General features: G+C 69.2%; 12 protein-coding genes and 8 pseudogenes. 12 read left to right on the top strand and 8 right to left on the bottom strand.

Annotation, left to right across the window (positions count from 1 at the left end; genetic code table 11):
- Positions 1–178: 178 nt before the first annotated feature.
- From ACIPSA_RS36045 to ACIPSA_RS36035, 3 genes are all read right to left on the bottom strand, one after another.
- Positions 179–1,570 (bottom strand): amidohydrolase family protein, encoded by a 1,392-nt coding sequence (locus ACIPSA_RS36045; protein WP_402642468.1) that lies wholly within the window; start codon positions 1,568–1,570, stop codon positions 179–181.
- Between the two features lie 202 nt (positions 1,571–1,772).
- Positions 1,773–2,528, bottom strand: coding sequence for an Atu4866 domain-containing protein (locus ACIPSA_RS36040; protein ID WP_402642465.1), 756 nt, complete (start codon positions 2,526–2,528; stop codon positions 1,773–1,775).
- Positions 2,529–2,689: 161 nt separating this feature from the next.
- Positions 2,690–2,905 (bottom strand): hypothetical protein, encoded by a 216-nt coding sequence (locus ACIPSA_RS36035; protein ID WP_402642462.1) that lies wholly within the window; start codon positions 2,903–2,905, stop codon positions 2,690–2,692.
- A 614-nt stretch (positions 2,906–3,519) separates the two neighbouring features.
- Between ACIPSA_RS36035 and ACIPSA_RS36030 the strand changes: the two genes are divergently transcribed.
- The 4 genes and pseudogenes from ACIPSA_RS36030 to ACIPSA_RS36015 all read left to right on the top strand — a co-directional run bounded on the left by ACIPSA_RS36030 (position 3,520) and on the right by ACIPSA_RS36015 (position 5,034).
- The gene (locus ACIPSA_RS36030; RefSeq protein ID WP_402642460.1) at positions 3,520–3,804 is read left to right on the top strand and encodes an Atu4866 domain-containing protein; all 285 of its coding nucleotides are present in this window, start codon (positions 3,520–3,522) and stop codon (positions 3,802–3,804) included.
- Between the two features lie 17 nt (positions 3,805–3,821).
- Positions 3,822–3,950 (top strand): hypothetical protein, encoded by a 129-nt coding sequence (locus ACIPSA_RS36025; RefSeq protein ID WP_402642458.1) that lies wholly within the window; start codon positions 3,822–3,824, stop codon positions 3,948–3,950.
- Positions 3,951–3,995: 45 nt separating this feature from the next.
- Complete coding sequence (locus ACIPSA_RS36020) at positions 3,996–4,199, top strand: SRPBCC family protein (protein WP_402642713.1); 204 nt, start codon at positions 3,996–3,998, stop codon at positions 4,197–4,199.
- A 105-nt stretch (positions 4,200–4,304) separates the two neighbouring features.
- Positions 4,305–5,034 (top strand): annotated as a pseudogene (locus tag ACIPSA_RS36015) (SDR family oxidoreductase).
- Positions 5,035–5,158: 124 nt separating this feature from the next.
- Here ACIPSA_RS36015 and ACIPSA_RS36010 read toward each other — a convergent pair.
- Both ACIPSA_RS36010 and ACIPSA_RS36005 read right to left on the bottom strand, forming a co-directional pair.
- Positions 5,159–6,034, bottom strand: coding sequence for a helix-turn-helix transcriptional regulator (locus ACIPSA_RS36010; protein ID WP_402642455.1), 876 nt, complete (start codon positions 6,032–6,034; stop codon positions 5,159–5,161).
- A 364-nt stretch (positions 6,035–6,398) separates the two neighbouring features.
- Positions 6,399–6,524 (bottom strand): annotated as a pseudogene (locus tag ACIPSA_RS36005) (transcriptional regulator); the annotation flags it as partial.
- Here ACIPSA_RS36005 and ACIPSA_RS36000 point away from each other — a divergent pair.
- The 3 genes and pseudogenes from ACIPSA_RS36000 to ACIPSA_RS35990 all read left to right on the top strand — a co-directional run.
- Positions 6,524–6,991 (top strand): annotated as a pseudogene (locus tag ACIPSA_RS36000) (transposase); the annotation flags it as partial. The pseudogenes ACIPSA_RS36005 and ACIPSA_RS36000 sit on opposite strands and share 1 nt — an antisense overlap.
- Before the next feature lie 11 nt (positions 6,992–7,002).
- On the top strand, positions 7,003–7,413 hold the full coding sequence (locus tag ACIPSA_RS35995) for a hypothetical protein (RefSeq protein WP_402642454.1): 411 nt from the start codon (positions 7,003–7,005) through the stop codon (positions 7,411–7,413).
- Between the two features lie 32 nt (positions 7,414–7,445).
- Positions 7,446–8,105 (top strand): dihydrodipicolinate synthase family protein, encoded by a 660-nt coding sequence (locus ACIPSA_RS35990; protein WP_402642452.1) that lies wholly within the window; start codon positions 7,446–7,448, stop codon positions 8,103–8,105.
- Positions 8,106–8,135: 30 nt separating this feature from the next.
- On the opposite strand, the pseudogene ACIPSA_RS35985 reads toward ACIPSA_RS35990, so the two are convergent.
- Positions 8,136–8,267: pseudogene (locus ACIPSA_RS35985) on the bottom strand (transposase); the annotation flags it as partial.
- Between the two features lie 83 nt (positions 8,268–8,350).
- Between ACIPSA_RS35985 and ACIPSA_RS35980 the strand changes: the two are divergent.
- The 5 genes and pseudogenes from ACIPSA_RS35980 to ACIPSA_RS35960 all read left to right on the top strand — a co-directional run.
- A pseudogene (locus ACIPSA_RS35980) lies at positions 8,351–8,587 on the top strand (HoxN/HupN/NixA family nickel/cobalt transporter); the annotation flags it as partial.
- A gap of 333 nt (positions 8,588–8,920) precedes the next feature.
- A complete protein-coding gene (locus ACIPSA_RS35975; protein ID WP_402642450.1) occupies positions 8,921–11,389 on the top strand; it encodes a SpoIIE family protein phosphatase in 2,469 nt (822 codons plus the stop codon).
- A gap of 197 nt (positions 11,390–11,586) precedes the next feature.
- Positions 11,587–13,932 carry a SpoIIE family protein phosphatase gene (locus tag ACIPSA_RS35970; RefSeq protein WP_402642448.1) on the top strand — a complete coding sequence of 782 codons (2,346 nt, stop codon included), beginning with the start codon at positions 11,587–11,589 and terminating at the stop codon, positions 13,930–13,932.
- Positions 13,848–14,495 (top strand): annotated as a pseudogene (locus ACIPSA_RS35965) (alcohol dehydrogenase catalytic domain-containing protein); the annotation flags it as partial. The gene ACIPSA_RS35970 and the pseudogene ACIPSA_RS35965, both read left to right, overlap by 85 nt.
- Before the next feature lie 190 nt (positions 14,496–14,685).
- Positions 14,686–15,965: pseudogene (locus tag ACIPSA_RS35960) on the top strand (NF041680 family putative transposase); the annotation flags it as partial.
- A gap of 62 nt (positions 15,966–16,027) precedes the next feature.
- Here ACIPSA_RS35960 and ACIPSA_RS35955 read toward each other — a convergent pair.
- Together ACIPSA_RS35955 and ACIPSA_RS35950 are read right to left on the bottom strand one after the other, a co-directional pair.
- A pseudogene (locus ACIPSA_RS35955) lies at positions 16,028–16,159 on the bottom strand (diacylglycerol kinase); the annotation flags it as partial.
- Positions 16,160–16,298: 139 nt separating this feature from the next.
- The gene (locus ACIPSA_RS35950; protein WP_402642446.1) at positions 16,299–18,686 is read right to left on the bottom strand and encodes a SpoIIE family protein phosphatase; all 2,388 of its coding nucleotides are present in this window, start codon (positions 18,684–18,686) and stop codon (positions 16,299–16,301) included.
- Positions 18,687–19,616: the final 930 nt, after the last annotated feature.

Genomic DNA, 19,616 nt, shown 5'->3' with positions numbered 1-19,616 from the left:
AGGGTCGGCGCGGAGCGGATCCAGGCCGCCCTTTTCCTGGGGGCGCGGCACCCTCCTGTCTGACGGCCCGCTGGTCTGCGGTCCCGGCGCTCGCCGGCTGTCTGCGGCCCAGGGTCCTCGGTGGGTGCCCCCGGCCGCGGGAGGAGCGGCTGGGGGACGACGAAGAGGGTTTCCGTGTTCAGGCAGCGGAGGTGTTCAGTACGTACTCGCGCGAGGCGTGCACCTCGCCGCGCAGGGCGGCCAGGTCGACGTCGAGGACCTGTCCGTCCCACTTGCGGGGCTCGCCGTTGATGAGGACGGCGCTGATGTTGCGGGCGTCGGAGCCCAGCACGATCGTGCCGATCGGGTCGTTGAGGGGCATGTTGTTGAGGTCCTCGGCCTGGATGACCAGCAGGTCGGCCTTCTTGCCCGGGGTGAGTGAGCCGGTGACGCCGGCCAGGCCGTTGGTGTGGGCTCCCTGGAGGGTGGCGAAGTCGAGGACGTCGTGGGTGGTGATACGGGAGGGCTGCTGGTCGGTGCCGTAGGCGGCGTTGACGGCGCGCATCCGCTGGATGGCGTGCAGGGCCCGCATCTGGGTGAACATGTCGCTGGCCAGGGCGACTTCGACGTCGATGCTCAGTCCGGGGCGGATACCGACGGACAGGGCCTCGTCGACGGCGGGGATCGCGGTCTCCAGACCGATCTGCGCGTCGGAGGTAGGGGCGAGCGCCACGGTGGTGCCGGTCTCCCCCATGGCCTTCCATGCCTCGGAGGTCAGTCCGGTGGAGTGGATGAGGGTGACGTCGGGGCCGAGGATGCCGTCCTTGGCCCAGCGCAGGACCGCCTCGGAGGACGAGGTGCCGAAGACGGCGTCCACGCTCACCCCGATGCCCAGGTCCTTTGCCACACGCGCGAGTTCAGGACCGTAGGCGAGCGCGGGTCCGGCTATCTCGTCGGTGGCCAGGGTCGCCAGGCGCAGCGTGAGCAGCTGGTCGTCGCTGCTGAAGTAGCGGTCCTTGAGGCGGGTCAGATCGCCGGGCCACTGCCGGTCCCAGTCACCGAAGTGCGGGCCCATGGAGGCGTGCACGCCACGGATGCCGGTGTCGCGCAGGGCCTCGACGGCGGCGTCGGAGTGCTCTCGGGTACGGGAGTTGTGCGAGAAGTCGAGCATGGTCGTGATACCGCTGTCGATCGCGGTCAGGGCGGCCAGTCTGGTACCGATGTACATGTCCTGGGGCCGGTAGACGGTGGCGTAGCCGGCGAGGGTGGCCATCACATATCCGCCGAGGTCGTCGACGTCCGGCATGATCCGGCGCAGCTGGGCCTCCCAGGCGTGCCGGTGGGTGTCGACGAAGCCGGGGGTGAGGATCGTGCCGGTGGCGTCGACCACCACGGCGTCCGCCGCGTCGAGGTGGGTGCCGACGGCGGTGATCGTGTCGCCCTCGACGAGGAGGTCGCCGCCGTCGATGACGCCGAGGCCGGGGTCCATGGTGACGACGGTCGCGCCGGTGAAGAGGATGCGCCGCTGGTCGGCGGGCCGCTGCCGGAGCTCTTCGAGTACGGCTGCGCTGGTGGTGTCGTTGAGGTTCATGAGGGGTCTTCTTTCCGTACGGCGGAGAGGGCCGGGAGGATGGGTTGTAAGCCGAAGAGGGCTGGGAGGGTGGGTCGCCGGGGGCGGCCGATGCTGCTCGAACACCAGCCTCGGCCGCGCCCGCTACGGCAACCAGGCCGCGGTTTCCCCAGGTGTCGCGCACCCAGGATCGGGACCGTGAGTGCGCCGACCGGTGGGAAGGTCAGCCGAGCTTCATGACGTAGCCCGCGTGGTGCAGTTCGTCGCCCCGGAACTCGCCGTAGGCCCAGAAGCCGAGGTCGTCCAGGTAGTCGACGCGGTCGCCGTCGATCCAGTACCGGCCCTGGTAGGCGTGCGGGCGCCCGCCCCGGGTCTCGTCGTAGCGGCCGTCGGCGGTGAGCTCCTGGTGCAGGAAGTCGTTCCGGTCGATCCAGACGCCGACGCGCGGACTGCCGGTCAGGTCCGCGGCGGCCGGGATGCCCGTCTTGGGGGCGGTGGCTCGGCCGGGGACGTCGGTACCGGCCCACAGGACCGGGCACCCGGCCGCGACCAGTGCGCGGACCTGCTCCGGCCGGGACACGAGCGTGGCCACCGCGCTCGGTACGTCGTCGGCGAGTTCGTCGGGCACCACCAGGAAGTCGGTGGCGTTGCCCGGGGTCAGCGTCGCGACGTACGTCGAGCGGCGGCCGCGGCCGCCGGCCAGCGCGATGGTGTCCACGACGGCGGGGACGATGGTCATGCCGGTGCAGTCGACGACGATGGCGTTGTCGTCCTCGGCCGCGGTGACGATGCCAGGGCCGGCCCCCACGATCAGCGAGCCGACGAACAGGATGTCGGCGCCGACCATGGCCCCGATCAACGGGTCCATCGTCAGGATCCGGGCATTCGTGAACAGGACGGGACGCCCACCATCGTTCGAGAGGATCTCGTCGAGGGCCTCGGTATTCCAGCTCACGGTGTCGGTGTCGGTGATGCTCATTGCGTGCTCCTCAGATGGCCGGGCGGATGTTCGGCAGCTGCAGCGGCTGCTTGACCACCAGATTCGTCGCGCGCCGGAATCGGAACCAGGCCGCCGTATCCCCAGGTGTCGGGCACCCACGATCCGTGCCGCCGCGTGCAACGGGGGCCTGTGGAGCAGTCTCAGATGCTTTCGGTGTGCTCATCGACCAGGCACATCAAGGGCTGCTTCGCCGCGGCCAGTGACCTCAGGCCGAGGACCGCGAGGCCGGCGAGACCAGCGAAGAAGCCGTCGGGGCGGGTTCCTCCGCGTTGTCCGAAGGCCGTCTGCAGCACCTCACGCTGAGGGCTGGGCGATTCTCCCAGGCGTCCGAGCAGCGGTGCACACAGCTGGAGCACGGTCGCGAGGGCGAGTTCTGTCTCGAATTCGTCCCGATGGCGCGCAGGACCTGGAAGTCCGATGGCCTGTCGCAGGCGTACTCCAGCAGCGCCGTCTTGCCGATGCCCGACGCCCCGCACAGCACCGGGGCTCCATCGTGGCCTGCGCGGACATCGGCGAGCCGCCGATCCGGCGCCTCCCGCTCCGTGCGCCGCCCGAACAGAGTCCGGCGTCTATGACCGCCCCAGGCTCATCACCCCACGCCACCGGTCGCGGCTCACGCCGCCGACTCGCCGAACCCTGTCAGCATGCTCAGCGCACCCGCTCCAGGCCGTCGGACACGTACGGACCCCCGCCGTGCACCGGACCCGGCCTCCTGACCAGCAAAGACGCACAGCCCCACAGCAGATGTGCGCGGGCGAAAGGGCAGAGAGACGATCTTCATTCCTGAGTGCGACACGGCCGCCGCCCCCTGGCCGGCCACCACTCGCGCCCCTCCCCTGCACCGCGCACCACTGCCGCACCGCGCGAAGGGCCCAGCTGCTCGCGATGCTGTGTGCGCGGCACCCAGGAAGCCCTCACCTGGGGAGACTGCGGCCTGGTTGCCACCGGCCGCCGGGCCGACCGTAGAGCCATGAACAGCAACGACACGCCCCGCGACCCGCACCCGTACGTCGGGATGTGGGTGACCGCCGACGGATTCATCCGCCAGGAACTACTGGCGAACGGCCGCTACGACGAAGCCCGCGGCAACCGCTCGAGCGCCTACACCGGCAGCTACACCGTCACCAGCAACCACCTCGACTACGTCGACGACACCGGCTTCACCGCCACCGGCGACATCCGCGACGGCGTCCTCTACCACGAGCACCTGGTGCTCTACCGCGAGGGCGACGAACGTGCCCGGCAGGGAGCCTGACCACGACCAAGGTCCACGTGCGCGACCACGTCAGCCACCCGGAGCAGACGTGGGACCGCATGAACGACTTCTACGCCATCCACACCTCGCAGCCGCTGATGACGGCCACCGAGCCGGACACGGAACACGCCAACGCCCGCCGATGACCCTGAACGAGGGCGGCACCGCAGTCGAGCAACTCATCGAACAGGCTGGCCGCTCCTACCGCTACCGACTTCCGAGCGCCCCTGCCCGTGCGGGACTACGAAGCCGTCATCACCCTGCACGACAACCCGGACCCCGCCGACGCCCTGGTCACCTGGGATTCCGCGTTCGAACCGGCCGGCGCCGACGAGGGAACGGCTGCGGCTGTGATCACCGGAGTCCTGCAGGACGGACTCGACGCCGTCAAGTAATCCCTCGGCAACCGTCCGTCGACAGCCCCACCCCTGACCGGCAGCCGACGCGGTTCGAGCAACGACTCGCCGCGTCGGCTGCTGCACTGTGAAGAATTCTCGTCCATGCCCGTGCCCACCAGCGGGAAGGTCGTGCTGGTCACCGGTGCCGGCAGCGGCATCGGCGCGGCGACCGCCAGACTGCTCGCCGAACGGGGCCACCATGTCGTGCTCGGCGCCCGCCGCAAACGGCTCAAGGAACTCACGGACGACTCCGCACAGCCGGCGGCGGCGCCGAGTACCACGCCCTCGATGTGACCGACGTCGAACATGTACGGGCCTTCGTCGACACCGCCTACAGCTGGCACGGCCGCGTCGACGTCATGGTCAACAACGCGGGTGTGATGCCGCTGTCCAAGCTCGAGGCCCTCTGGCTCGACGACTGGAACCGCATGATCGACGTGAACATACGCGGCGTCCTGCACATCGCGGCCGCTCTGCCGATCATGCAGGCCCAGCACCATGGGCACTTCATCAACCTCGCCCCGGTCGGCGCCCGCCAGGTCTCCCCGACCGCAGCCGTCTACAACGCCACCAAGCACGCCGTATGGGCCGTCTCTGAGGGCCTGCGGCAGGAGGTCGGCGGTGACATTCGCGTCACCACCGTCTCCCCGGGTGTGACCGAGTCCGCATTCGCCGAGTCCATCTCCGCCCTGAGGGCCGCGAGAGGACGCGTACCTACCGCAGGGTCGCCATCCCGGCCTCCTCCGTAGCGGCGATCGCGTTCGCCATCGAGCAACCCGTCGATGTCGACGTCAGTGAGATCATCGTGCGTCCTACCGCCGGCCAGGCCTGAGCCGTTCGACCGCCCCGTCGCCACCGAGCAGGAGGAGCGGGGCCGGTGTCATCGGCTCGCGCAGGCGTCGGGGCGCGTACCCCTGGACGCCGAAGGACCGGCTCGTACGTGCGCCAAGTGGAAGTCAAGTGTCGCTGAGAGCCCGGCCGGATTCTTCCTGCCGAGTCCCTGCGGATTCACCGCGCTCGGACCGGTAACGGAGTTCCGCGAAGGCGGCCGCGGTGGCACTGGCGGGCTCGGCTTGGTAGACGACCAGCTGCTGGTGCGGGGCATCGTTGACCGTGAAGGCCGAGAACTGGATCTCCAGAGCGCCGATCTCGGGGTGTGTGAGGTTCTTCGCCTGCCGGGTCTTGCCCTTCACCTCGTGCCGTGCCCACAGTTCGGCGAATTCCGGACTCTTCGAGCAGAGTGTGTCGACGACCTCGGTGATCCGCGGGGATTCGGGGTCGTATCCGTAGGCGGCGCGGATTTCGGCGACGCAGGAGTTCGCGGCCTTCTCCCAGTCCTGGTAGAAGCTGCGCCCGGCCGGGTCGAGGAAGACCATGCGGGCCAGGTTGTCGAATCGGCGGAATCCGCTGTGCAGGGCCGCGGCGAGCGCGTTGTGCGCCAGAACGTCCAGGGCCGGGCCCAGGACGAAGGCGGGGGTGTCCGGCCAGCTGCCCAGCAGTTGCAGGAGCTGAGGGCTGATCCGATCGTGACCGGCGGGAATGCTGCGGCGCTTCTGAGACGCCCGGGTGAGTCTGCGCAGGTGGTCGAGTGCCTCGTCGTCGAGGTGGAGGGCTGTGGCGACCGCGTCGATCACCTGCGGCGACGGGCTGGTCTCCCGGCCCTGTTCCAGGCGCATGTAATAGTCTGAACTCACGCCGGCGAGCATGGCGACCTCCTCGCGACGCAGTCCCGGGACCCGCCTGCGACCGTGCTCCGGCAGGCCCACGTCCTGCGGCTTGAGGGCTTCACGCCGTGCTCTGAGGAACTCTCCCAAGGGAGTGCTGTCGCTCATGACCTCACCCTAAGCGGTGGAGACTGTGGACCGCTGGTGGACGGGACGTCCAGGCGTCCGCCGTTGCCACGCCGGCGGGGCCGGCCACGTACAGGACTCAGACCGCTGCGCCCGGTCCGCGGCGCCCGGCGTCATCGGAACCTTACCGAGCAGGCCCGGCGCGCGCCGGGCGCTCCTCGGCATCCCCAGCCCGGTCGGGGTCAGCCGACCGCGGCGGGAACGGAGAAACTCTCCCGGCTCAGCGATCTGGGTCATGACGTCATTCTCCTTCCTCTCCACCAGGGCAGAAAGCCGTGAACCTAGCCCTGGCGCACCCAGGAAACGCAGGGCCAGGCGTTGTCCTCACGGAACCGCGAGCGCGGACTCAGCCGGCGCTCTTCGTGGAGTCCTGTGCGGGCACGGGGCCGGCGCTCAGGGAGCCGAGCAGGGAGAGGGCGTCGGCAGAGGTGCTGCCTGGTTCGGCCTGGTAGACGATGAGTTGCTGGGTGGGACGTCTTCTCCGTGATTCCCAAGGGATCCGCGGAGATGGTCGCCGCGACGATCCGCACCGTCTTCGCCCAGCCCACCGCCGAATCGGTCCGGGCCCAGCTCGACACGGTGGCGGACATGCTCGGCCGACAGTTCCCCAAGGTCAGAGAGATGCTCCTCGATGCCAAGGAGGACCTGACCGCATTCGCGAACTTCCCGCACCAACACGGGAAGAAGATCCAGTCGACCAACCCTCTTGAGCGTCTGAACCGGGAGATCAAACGCCGCTCCGACGTCGTCCAGGTCTTCCCGAACACCGACGCGGTGAACCGCCTGGCCACCGCCGTCCTCGTCGGACTCCACGACGAGTGGATCGCGGTCCCCCGCCGCTGCCTCTCCATCGAGAGCATGGACAGCCTCTATCCGGACGACACCACCTGCCTACCCAGCGCCTCCTTTCGGGATGTGATCGGTAGTCAGAGACGGTGAGGTGGTGGGGCATGGGCGCGTTGTCGTGGGGCGCCGATCTGCTGCGTGGTCTTAAGCCGTGGCAACGGGTGGTACTTGTCGTGTGCCTGTGTTTGCTCGCGCTGCCCTTCTGGTTCGCCGCGACAAACACCTACCGCTTCGCCGACGGGCACTATACGAAGACGGAAGGATACGTGCACTGCAAGTGGGACGGCGCATGCCAGGGCGTGTGGCGTCTGCCTGGCGGACAGCAGGGCGGCGGCGAGATCCATGGTCTGTCCTTCGCCGCCGACGAAGAGCTCTTGACGGACATACCGCTGTATGCGGGCCGGGACTGGGCTGTCACCGACCGCTCCGACCTGATTGTTCACGCAAGCGTTGAATTCACAGGAACTGTGATCGTCACGGCAATTGTCCTCTGGATCGCCTGGGTGAGGTCCTAGTGTCCTGCGCCAGTAGTTGATCGTTAGTAGTTGTGTGCCTTCTGCTGCTGGTGCGTCAGTTCCTCACGACACTGCGGGAGCTCGCTCGGAGCGGTGACGTCGCCGCGGCCCTGGTTCCCACGCCGCCCTACACCCGGCCCGGCGAGGCGGGAACGCTGGCGCACTTCAAGGCACTCGCCGAACACGGGGGTCTGCCGCTGGTCGTCTACGACATCCCGTACCGCACCGGTCAGCCCCTCAGCACCAGCACGCTCAACGCGCTCGGGCACCTTCCGGAGGTCGTCGGGGTCAAGTACGCGACCGGTGCGATCGACGCAGCCGCGATGGAACTGCTCGGCTCGTCGACCCCGGCCTTCGCGGTGCTCGGCGGCGACGACGCCGTCATCTCGCCGCTGCTCGCGGCGGGCGCCCGCGGCGGCATCCTGGCGTCGGCCAATGTCCACACCGCTGACTACGCCGAGCTGATCTCGCTGTGGCAGAGCGACGCCACCGGACCGGCCCGCAGGCTGGGAGCCGAACTGGCCCGGCTCTCCGCCGCGCTCTTCGCCGAACCGAACCCGACCGTGATCAAGGGGTGCTGCACGCCCAGGGCCGCATCCCCAGCCCGGCCGTCCGGCTACCGCTGCTGGCCGCCTCCGCCGATTCGGTCCGGCGGGCGACGGAGCTGGCCACGGCCGGCACGAGCCGCTTAGCCGCCCGGATCACAAGATCGTCGACAGAACCCTGATCTTGACGTTGATGGCGTCCACAAACAGGACCGGACAGACGCGGTCGAGGGGACGGTTCTGCCATTCGGCCATGCCGTCCATCACCTTGTCGGTGATCGTGGAGATGGTCTGCTTGGACACCTCCGCCCACGGGTGGATCTCGACGCCGTTGCGCTCGGCGCGCTCGCAGCACAGCGGCTCCTCGTCGGCAACCCCGACGGAGAACAATGATCGGCATCGGGGTGAGCGCTTACACCCTGGGCATGCGGCACGCGTTCGACGCCGACCACATCGCCGCGATCGACAACACCACCCGCAAGCTCATGGAGGAGGGCCGGCGTCCCCTGTCGGTCGGCTTCTGGTTCTCCCTGGGACACTCCAGCGTGGTCTTCGTACTGGCCTTCCTCCTGTCTCCGGGCATCACCGCCCTCGCCGGACCGGCCGAGACCCGTCAGGCACTCGTCCATTGAGGAGCCCGGCCGTCGACTACGGTCGACACCCCTCAGCGGGATGGCCCGTCACACATATCTGATCATTTGATCAATTCTGCGAGGTACTTGACGATGAAGCCGTCATGGATGATGCTTTCATCAGAAATAACCTAACATGGTCAGAAATGCCGTGCTCGTAGTCCTTGGTGGGGACATGGGCTTTTTGCCCCGCCCCCGGCGCGCCACGGGAAGGTCGGAGCCCCGATCCGACACACCGCGCTCGCCTGCCGCCGCTGCCGTCCCGCGGATCGGCGTACCGCACCGCACGCCAACGCTGCCCGCACCCACGCACAGGAAGGGATGAACCCAATGAATACGAATCAATCAAAACTCGTCGAGCCGGTGAAGCCGAGCGAGGCACCCGACGCGGCAATAGCCATGATCGATGAGGAGGGGACGGTGGTCGGGTGGACGCAGGCCGCCCAGCAGTTGGTCGGGTACTCGGCCAGGGACGTGGTGGGCCGGCCCGCGACACACGTACTGTCCTCCTCCGAGGACGCTCCGAAGGCCAGGGCGCACGCCGAGCAGTGCCGCGCCCAGGGCGGCTGGTCCGGCACCATGACGGTCCGCCACCGAGACGGCCACACTCTCACCTTGACTCTGCGGGTCTCGTTGCTGTGGGGAGAGAACGAAAGCCATCGGTGGCTGGTATCCGTGACCGACATAGGCGTGCTCTCCTCGGGAGCGCTGAACGGATCGCTCCGCGAGTCGCTGCTCAACCACGCACCGATCGGCATCGTCGTCCGTGACCTGCGGCTGCGCTGCACATGGGTGAACGACGCCATGGAACTCCACGACGGCATTCCTCGTGACCGACGGTTCGGCAGCCGCCTGAAGGATTCGCTGCCCGGTATCGAGGCCGAAGCGCTCGAGGTGGTGATGCGGCAGGTGCTGGAGAGCGGCACCAGCACGGTCCACGAGTACCGGGCCTGGCCGCCGACCGATCGGCGCCAGGAGCACGTGGTCTCGGCCTCGTTCTTCTGCTTCCAGGGCGCGGACGGCAAGCCGGTGGGGGTGTGCTCCATGAGCGTGGACGTCACCGGCAACCGGCGGGCGCGCGAACGCCTCGCCATCCTCAGCGAAGCCAGCACCCGCATCGGCAGCACCCTGGACGTCATGCAGACCGGGCAGGAACTGGCCGACCTCACCGTGCCCCTGCTGGCCGACCACGCCCTCGTCGACCTCGTGGAGTCGGTTCCGTTCGGCATCGAGCCGTCGGCGCGGATCGGCACGACGAACGGCCGCCCTCCTGCGCTGCGCCGCGCCGGTCTGGCCTCCGTCGACCTGGGTGTCCTCAATTTGCCATGGGCGCGTGAAGAGGTGGTCCACGCCCACCCGGACTCGTTGTTCTCCGCCGCCATGCGCACGGGCCGGTCGTACCTGGAGCCGGTGCTGGACACCCGTTCCGGCCCCTGGGTCGACCACGACCCGGTGCGGGCGCAGAAGGTACGCGACAGCGGCGTCCACTCCTTGATGGTCGTACCCGTCCGTGCGCGGCGATGCGTGCTGGGACTGGCGATTTTCGGCCGCTCCGAGGAGCCGACGCCGTTCCAGGAGGACGACCTCCTGCTTGCCGAGGAGCTCGTCACAAGGGCCGCGCTCTGCCTGGACAACGCCCTGCAGTACACGCGCGAACGCGCCGCGGCCCTCACGCTCCAGCGCGACCTGCTCCCCCACCGTGTGCGGGGCGGCGCCGCCGTGGAGGTGGCCTCACGCTACGTGCCGGCCGACACGGACCACGGTGTGGGGGGTGACTGGTTCGACGTGATCGAGCTGTCCGGCGCCCGGGTGGCCCTTGTCGTCGGCGATGTGGTCGGACACGGCATCAACGCCGCGGCGACCATGGGCAGACTCCGCACCGCCGTGCGCACACTGGCGGACCTGGACCTGCCACCGGACGAACTGCTTGCGCACCTCGATGACACCGTCCGCCGACTGAACGATGAGAACGAGGTTGACGACGACATCCCCGACCAGGTCCCCGCGGCGGTGGGCGCCACCTGTCTGTATTCCGTCTACGACCCGGTCACCCGGCGGTGCGCGATGGCGCGGGCCGGGCATCCCCCGCCCTTGATCGTCGACCCGGAGGGCCGTGTCACCTTCCCCGACCTGCCCGCCGGAGCCCCGCTCGGCCTCGGTCTCGGCCTGGTGCCTTTCGAGTCCGTGGAACTGGAACTGCCCGAAGGAAGTGTCCTCGCCTTCTACACCGACGGCCTGGTCGAGTCCCGCGACGACGACATCGACGTCGGCCTGCAGCGCCTGGGCGCCGCCCTGACCCAGTCCGGCCCGTCCCTGGAGGACCTGTGCTCGCAAGTGGTCGAGACCCTGCCGGTCCGGACGCACTCGGACGACGTCACCTTGCTCCTTGTGCGCACCCGCGCACTGCAATCGGCCCGGGTCGCGTCCTGGGACCTGCCGAACGAGCCGGTCGCCGTCCGCACCGCCCGGCACCTGGCCGCCCGCCAGCTCAGCACATGGGGGCTGGAGCATCTCCTGCCCACCGTGGAACTGATCGTCAGCGAACTGGTCACCAACGCCATCCGCTACGGCGGCGGGCCGGTCCGCCTGCGGCTCATCCAGCACCAGGTCTTGACCTGCGAGGTCTCCGACACCAGCACCAGCCACCCACGCCCCCGGCATCCGAGCACTCTCGACGAGAACGGCCGCGGCCTCTTCTGCGTCGCCCGCCTGTCCCGCAGGTGGGGCTCGCGCTCCGCATCAGAGGGCAAGGTCGTCTGGGCCGAACAGGACCTGCCCTGCGCAGCCGTCGCACGGTGACGCTCCCAGCGGCGGCACCGGCCACCCGGCCGGTCGACAACCGCCCGGGATGCAGATCTGCTGTCGCGGCCTCCGACAAGGAAAGTACGAACATGGGCACCAAACACGTCAAGAACACCGATTCCCCGCATGACGCCGAAGGGCCGGTGCGTGTATGCGGTACTGACCCAAGCGGCAGGCAACACGCGTTCGACGGCGTGGCAGCCGCCGTGCTCGACGAGCGGGGCACCGTGCTGCGGTGGACCCGAACGGCGCAGCACCTGACGGGGTTTCCGGCCGAAGAGGTCTGTGGCCGCCCGGTGAAGGAGCTGGTGGCCGAGTTCCCGGAGGAACTGCGCACTGCCACGGAAATGCCGGCGTCCGGCCGGGCACGGCTGCGGCACCGGTCCGGCGGCACGGTCGATGTCACCTTCCGGGTCTCTGCGATGGACGGCGCCGCGGAGTTCCTTGTCCTGGCGGCGCCTGCACACCACGTCGTCCACCATGAGCAGGGTGCGGCGCTCCTGCGCGCACTGTCCTCGCAGGACCGGGTCACGATCGCTCTGCACGACACGGACCTGGCCACCGTGCAGACGAACGCCACGCCGGGCACTGCCGAGGGCCGTCGTGTACAGCCCGGTTCCCGGCTGTGCGACGTGCTCTGCACCGAGGATGCCGAGAGCCTGGAGGCGGTACTGCGCCAGGTGCTGGAGACGGGCACTCCGGTGATCCGCAGGGGCCAGCAGGTGAGCTGGCGGCACGAGCCAGCGCGGCGGCGGGTCCTGTCGCTGTCCGCCTTCCGTCTGGAGGACGCGCGAGGGCACCCCACAGGGGTTGCGGCCTTGTACGTCGACAGCCCCAATGTGCGGGCTCGCCGGCATCTGGACCTCACCCGTGAAGTGGCCGAGCGTGTGGGAAGTTCTCTGGACGTCGTGCGCACCGCACGAGCGCTCACGGACGTACTCGTACCTGCTTTCGGGGACCTCGTCACCGTCGACCTCGCCCAGTCGGTGTTCGACGGGGAGGAGCCCACGAAGCAGCTGGGCGGTGGAGATCTCGGTCTGCGCACCGCGGCCCTGGCGCCGACCTCCACGGTGTGGCCGACCCGTACCGAGCGCGGCGACCACTTCCCGCCCTTTCCCGACCTCCCGCTCCTGCGAAGGTTCCAGCAGGGCGAGACCATCATGCTCTGCGCCGACCAGTACGGTGCTGCGCTCGGCGATCCGCGGCTGGTCGAATTCCTCGTCCCGCGGGGAGGCCACTCGGTGGTGGTGGCACCGTTGCACGCCCGTGGTCTCACGCTCGGCGGCATATCGATCTGGCGCTGCGGCCGGTCGGAACCGTTCACCGAGGACGAGGCGGATCTCATGACACAGATCGCCTCTGGGGCGGCGCTCGCCATCGACAACGCCCGCCGTTACACGCGCGAGCACCGGGCGGCCGTGGCGCTGCAGCAGCGCCTTCTTCCTCCGGCCACGACCGACACTCCGGCCGCCGAGACCGTGGCTCTCTATCTGCCCGCAGGCGGCGGAGCGGAAATCCGCGGCGACTGGTACGACGCCATCGCCCTGCCCTCTCTCCGGCTGGCCCTCGTCGCCGGGGACGTGATCGGCCACGGCATGCCCGCAACCGCCACCATGGGCCGCCTGCGCACCGCCATCCAGACCCTCGCCGACCTCGAACTCGAACCGGAGGAGTTGCTCACCCGGATCGCGGACCTGGTCCAGCGCCTCGTGGCCGAAGCCCCACCCGACCACCACGACGTCGTCGGCGCGACCTGCCTGTACGCGGTCTACGACCCGGTCACCCGACGCTGCACGATGGCCAGCGCAGGACACCCTCCTCCCGTCCTGGTCCGGCCCGACGGGACCGCCGAAGCCGTCGGGATCCGCCCGGGGCCGCCACTCGCCGTCGGCGGCATGCCGTACGAGACCACCACGATCGAGATCGAGCCGGGCAGCGTCCTCGCGCTGTGCACCGACGGCCTGATCGAACACAGCGGCCGCGACATCGACCAAGGGCTCCAGTGCCTGGCGGATGCCCTCGCCACCTCCTGCCGCCCGGACCGCGCTCTGGACGAAACCGGCCGGACTCTCCTCGCCGAGCTGCGGCCCCAGCCGCCGCGCGACGACGCGGCCCTGCTCCTGGCCCGCACCCGCGCCGTGCCGGCGCAGGACACCGCTCACTGGGAGATCCCGGCCGATCCGGCCGCCGTCTCCGAAGCCCGGGAATGGACAAGGCGCCAACTCACCAGGTGGGGCCTGGACGACCTCGTCTTCACCACCGAACTCGTCGTCAGCGAACTGGTGACGAACGCCATCCGCTACGGTCGTCCACCGGCTGACCTGCGCCTGATCCGCGACAACGTCCTGATCTGCGAGGTCACCGACTCCAGCAGCACCCAGCCCCGCCTGCGGCGCGCCCACACCACCGACGAGGGAGGACGCGGCCTGTTCCTCGTCGCTCAACTCGGCGGACGATGGGGCTGCCGCCACGGCCAGAACCGCAAGACGATCTGGTCCGAACAGCTCATCGAGCGCCGTCAGCCGGCACGGCGGCCGTGAACAGCTCGCCGCACGGCCGAAGTCACCTTCCGGGTGGTGCCGCAGCCCAGCGACCACCCGGCGGAGCACGGCCGCCGGCCGACGCAGGCGAGGAACTCGCACCCCAGAATCCGGTGCTCATCCGGCACCCGACGGAAGTGGGCGGAGTCACGGCTTCGCCGTCCAGCGCGACGGGGGAATGGCGAAAGCCGCCCGAGCTGCGCGAGGTGCCGGTACCCGAGCCGGGGCCGGGGCAGGTCCTGGTGAAGGTCGGCGGTGCCGGTGCGTGCCGCTCCGATCTGCACATCATGGAGGCACCCGGGCCCCCGCCCGGCTTCGCCACGGAGCTGCCCTTCACACTCGGCCACGAGAACGCGGGATGGGTGGAGAGACCGGGACCGGGCGTCACCGGGTTCGCGCCCGGAGAGGCTGTGATCGTCTACGGCCACCGGGGCTGTGGGCTGTGCGCCAACTGCCGGGAGGGGCAGGAGAACTACTGCCAGACGATGGGCGGTCAGGGCGGTGGCCTGGGAGGTGGTCACGACGGCGGCATGGCCGAGTACCTGCTGGTGCCGGCGTCGCGATTCCTGATTCCGCTCGGCACCCTCGACCCCTGCCAAGCTGCCCCGCTCAGCTTGATCTTTAACCCGTGGCTGTCGAACGAGTCTCGTACGCGTTCACCTGGCTGGGTAATCGCCGCATGTCAGAGCGGCCTTCGGCTGATCCTGTGTTCCGGATCAAGAAACACACGGGACCAGCACGAAGGCCGTGGATATGAGTGTGGAACAACAAGACGCCACACGGGACGCGTTCGCGTGGGCGTCACACTTCCGGGACATCTTCTACGCGTGCCTGACGGCACGAGGCGACGTGCTCTTCGAGCTCACGGACGCGCTGTTGTGCGCGGACGGTCCGGTGACCTCGCCGGTCGACCTGACGCTAACCGCCGAGCACCGGCGCGGACACGGCGCGATGTACGACGCGCTGAACTGCGGAGACGTGAACGCGGGACGGCTGCGCCGACTGCTGGCCGCCCTGCCGCAGCCCCGCGCTGCCGACGGACGCCTGGTCCTCGCGGTCGACGTGACCCACTGGCTCCGCCCGGCCGCACCGTGCAGCGCGGACCGCTTGTTCTGTCATGTCTACGGCCGCAACGGCCGCGCCTCCGACCAGCTCGTCCCGGGCTGGCCGTACTCCTTCGTCGCCGCCCTCGAGTCGGGCCGCACCTCCTGGTGCCAGCTCCTCGACGCCGTCCGGCTCGGACCCGCCGACGACGCGGCCGAGGTCACCGTCGGCCAATTACGCGACGTGGTCGAGGACTTGATCCACCAGGAGCGGTGGCGTCCGGGGGATCCGGACATCCTCATCGTCTGCGATACCGGCTACGACGCCCCGCGCCCGGCCTACCTCCTCGAGGACCTGCCCGTCGAGGTGCTCGGACGGCTGCGCTCGGACCGAGTGATGCGCCGCCCTGCCACACGCACCACCGCGCTGCCGCAAGGCGGCCGGATCCCCAAGCACGGCCCGGAATTCCGCCTGGCCAACTCGGAAACCTGGGGTGATCCCGACACTGCCACGGTGCAGACCACCGAACGCTACGGACTCGCCCGCACCATGAGCTGGGACCGTGTCCACCCCCGTCTGTGGCACCGCTCGGCCTGGATCGACCACAATGGTGAACTCCCCGTCATCGAGGGCACGTTGATCCGTCTCGAAGTCGACCATCTGCCCGGCGACGCCACCCCGTCACCGGTGTGGCTGTGGTCCTCCAGGACCGGGTTGACCGGCACGGACACCGACATCCGGTGGCAGGCGTTCCACCGCAGATTCGACCTTGAACAGACCTTGAACACACCTTCCGGATGATCAAGCAGACGCTCGGCCGGACCCGCCCGAAACTGCGCACACCCCAGGCCGCGGACCGCTGGACCTGGCTCGTCATCGCCGCCCACACCCAGCTCCGACTCCTCCGCGCAGCCGCCACGGACCTACGCCGTCCCTGGGAGAAGCCCGCCGAACCCGGCCGGCTCACCCCCGCCCGAGTCCGGCGCGGGTTGGCATAGACCCGACTCTCCGTATGGCTGCTCAGGTGGCGAGGGTCCTCGGCCACCTGACCGGCGGCATACGCACCGAACGACACGTTGTTGACGAATACCCGCTCGCCCGCGAAGCGCAGATCCACGCGCAGCTCGACACCGTCCGTAAGCGCCTCCAGGGCGACCGAAGGATCCGCACGGTCCAGGCCGATGCGGTCGCGCTCGTCGGGGGCTGGGCTCATGAGGTCCGCTCCTGGTGATGTATACGGTCGTGCTCGTTGACGGTGGCCAGCACCCGCAGTTGCCCGGCGCGGCGGGCTAGGCAGCTGGCGAAACGACCCAATCCCACTGCTATCCCGACCTGCCTGGCTGCAGCGGGAGAGGTTGTTCGGTCCAGACGGTCTTGCCGTCGGAGGTGTAGCGGATGCCCCAGGTCTGCGCGAGCTGCGCGCAGATGAACAGGCCCCGTCCGCCTTCGTCGACCGTCCGGGCATGGCGCAGGCGTGGTGCGAGGGCACCGGTGTCGTGGACCTCGCAGGTAAGGACACGGTGCTTGATGATGCGCAGTCGCACGGGCGGAGAGCCGTAGCAGACGGCATTGGTCACCAGTTCGCTGACGATCACTTCGGTGGCATACGCGGTCTCGTCGTCCACTCCCCATGTGGCCAATTGCTCTCGGGCACGAACGCGCGCCGTGCCGGCGGCCGAGGGATGGTGGTCCAGATACCAGGCGGCGACCTCGTCGGCGGGAATGGCGCGGGTCCGGGCCAGGAGGAGGACGGTATCGGTGGGACGGTTGTCCCCGTGCAACCGGTACAGGGCGTCATCGCATATCTCCTGTACGGGGCGCTCAGGGCGGTCCCCCAGCACCTCCCGGAGGGAGTCGACCTTGCCCGGGGGGTGGCCCGATGGGCAGGAGGGCAGGAGGGAGATGGTGTAGAGGGCGAGGATGCTGCCCTCGGCGACGCCAACCGTGGTGGCGGCAAAAGGCGGTCCTTCGGTACTGCCCAGCGGAGGTCCACTGGGGTGATCGAAGATCTCGGTGGTGCCGTCCGGGTGGGTGATCACCGGTGGGGGATGGCCGGCCCGGGCGATGGTGCAGGTGCGGGCAATGGGGTCGTAGACCGCATACACACAGCTTGCGGTGAGCGGCTGATGGCGCAAGGGATCACCGATTGGAAGCGCAGCCCGTTCGCTGGCCAGGCGCGTTGCGGTGTCGTTGAGGCGTGCGAGGAGTTCGTCGGGGTCCACGTCGAGTGTGGCCAGGGTGTGGATGGCGGTCCGCAGCTGGCCCATCGTGGTCGCGGTGTGGATGCCCTGTCCGGCAACCTCGCCGACCACCAGCGCGGTACGGGCGTTCGGCAGATTGAGGATGTCCACCCAGCCGCCTGCTCCCTGGTTGCCGGGCACGAGCACGGAGGCGGTTTCGACGGTAGGGCCCGAGGGCCGCCATGGCGGCAGCAGATGGCGCTGGATGGTTGCGGCGATCGTATGCTCGCGGGTGTAATGCCGGGCGTCACTGATGCACAGGGCCGTGTAGTCAGCCACTTCCTTGGCGAGGGCGACATCCTTTTCATCGAAGAGACCAGCCCGCTCCGTTCGATACAGGCTGATCAGTCCGATCACGGTGCCGTACAGCGTCAGAGGCATGACGAGAAGTGCGCGGACCCCGGAGGCGCGGATCGCGCGGGCACGCAGGGGGTCGGCCGCCAGCCAGGGCGTGTCAGGACCTAGGGGGACAACGCGAGGCTTGAGGTCGGCCAGAGTTTGTGCGTAGGGGGTCGGGAACGGCAGGGCGCGCACGTCATTCACCGGATGCGCCTGCACCTGCTGCTCGACATCCCCTTGCCGAAAGGCCACGCGGCGCAACGGGACACCCTGATCGAGAGGAGCGAGCGGGGGTTCCTCACCCCGCACCACGGCATCCACCACTTCCACCACGGCAGCGTCTGCGAAGCCTGGTACGAGGGCGTCGACCAAGCCGCGGCAGGTGGCCAACACGTCGAGGGTCTGTCCCACCCGCTTCCGTACCGAGCCCCAGACACACAGACTGGCAAGCGCCCGCTCACGGTCGCCGGCAGCAACCAGCCCTGCCGCCACCCCCAGAATCGCACCGTGCCGGTCCTCCAGGCGGAATGCCGAGACATCCATGACGCACGGCCGGCCCGAAACACCCCTGGGAGACACGTACACCACGCGCTCCGGGGAGGGCGCCCCGCTGTCCAGCACCGCGCGGAGCATCGCCTCCACCTCGCCGGGGGGCGAGAACTCGTAGGCGTCGGTGAGTCGGCGCCCAAGGATCCGTTCCAGGGTCTCGCCGCACATCGTCTGTGCGGCGATGTTCGCCGCCGCTATCCGCAATCCCGTGTCCAGAACGTACAGACCAACCGGTGCCCGGGTGAACAAGGCCTCAAGCATCACAGTGCCCCCATCAGGCGCCCGTGCTCCGTTCGCCGGCGCCTGGAAGAAGCCCCAGACCAAAGAGCCGTCCTGACGTGGCAGGGGCCGCACCCGCAAGTCTTTGGCGACAACGTGGCCGCTCGCGTCGCACAGCGCCACTTCATCTCGGCCCGGTTCCGCTTGCTGGTCAGCCACAGCTGCTGTGCGGGCCAGCCAAGGCGTGATGGATCGCCCGAGCACCTCATCCGCTCCACGCCCCAGCAATGCCTCTGCCTGGCGACTCCACTGCACCACGATGCCCGAGCCGTCAACGACCATCAGCGGCTCATGACCTGCCACGGCAATCACCTCCTCCCCTCCCAGCCTGCCCTCACTCACCCTGCGGCGCGCCTCGACCAAAGCCGCAACCGGCAACCCGACCCCCAGCAGGCCGACCGAGGGTGGTTCCTCCAGATCCCGCGGGCCTGCGCCCGCCCCAGCGGAGGTACCCCGGCCCGCAGTGAACGCCCTCCTGGCAGCGAGACAGTGCCGGATGGTGTGGACCAAGGGCCGCAGCTGCGGTCCGGGGATCAGTCAGCGTCCTCGCTGTCTCCGGTGATCTGGTCTCTGGGGAACCGACGGAATGCGCTGGCAGGCAGTACACCCGCACCTTCGAAGCTCGTTTACCGCGAAGAGATAGATCATTTCCCGACACGAAGGTGAACTGCTGGTCCAGCTTCGCCCCGGGGTCTCGATCTCGGGTTGGTGGCAGTTCGGGGTATGCGATATCTCGTCCGCCGACGACGGGGGGCAGGGCGCCGACACGTTGGCCTGGCCGAGCTTGGGACAGTCCGGGACTGCACGGTCACCGGTGAACTCCGAGCTGGAAGCGACAGTTGATGACTGACGTGGTGAGTGACACCAAGGCCCAGGAGGTGGCCGTGGACGAGGTCGTGGACGACGCCTCGATTCAGCAGGCTGGTGGCCCGTGCGAAGGACGGCGGGATGAAGCTGGCTGGCGACGGCGGTCTGCTGCAGCAGCTGACAGTGATGATGTAGCCTGCGGCACCGCTTCGAGGTCTGGCCCGGCAGCTGACCGGCACTTGGGTTGTCCTTGCTTGGAATTGTCGATCTCCCAAGCGGTGCCGCTGCGCGCGGCCGATCGGGAGTCCGTGACTACATAGCCCGGCCAAAGGTCCCATCACTGTCTCGTCCGTCTGCCCGGTCGCCCGTCACCTCGCTATGAAGCCGTTCCCCACCAGCCCGGCCGGCTACCAGCAGCTACTGGAC

Source organism: Streptomyces sp. NPDC086549 (assembly GCF_044746205.1).
GTDB lineage: Bacteria > Actinomycetota > Actinomycetes > Streptomycetales > Streptomycetaceae > Streptomyces.
This window is presented reverse-complemented; position numbering and strand designations above follow the sequence as displayed.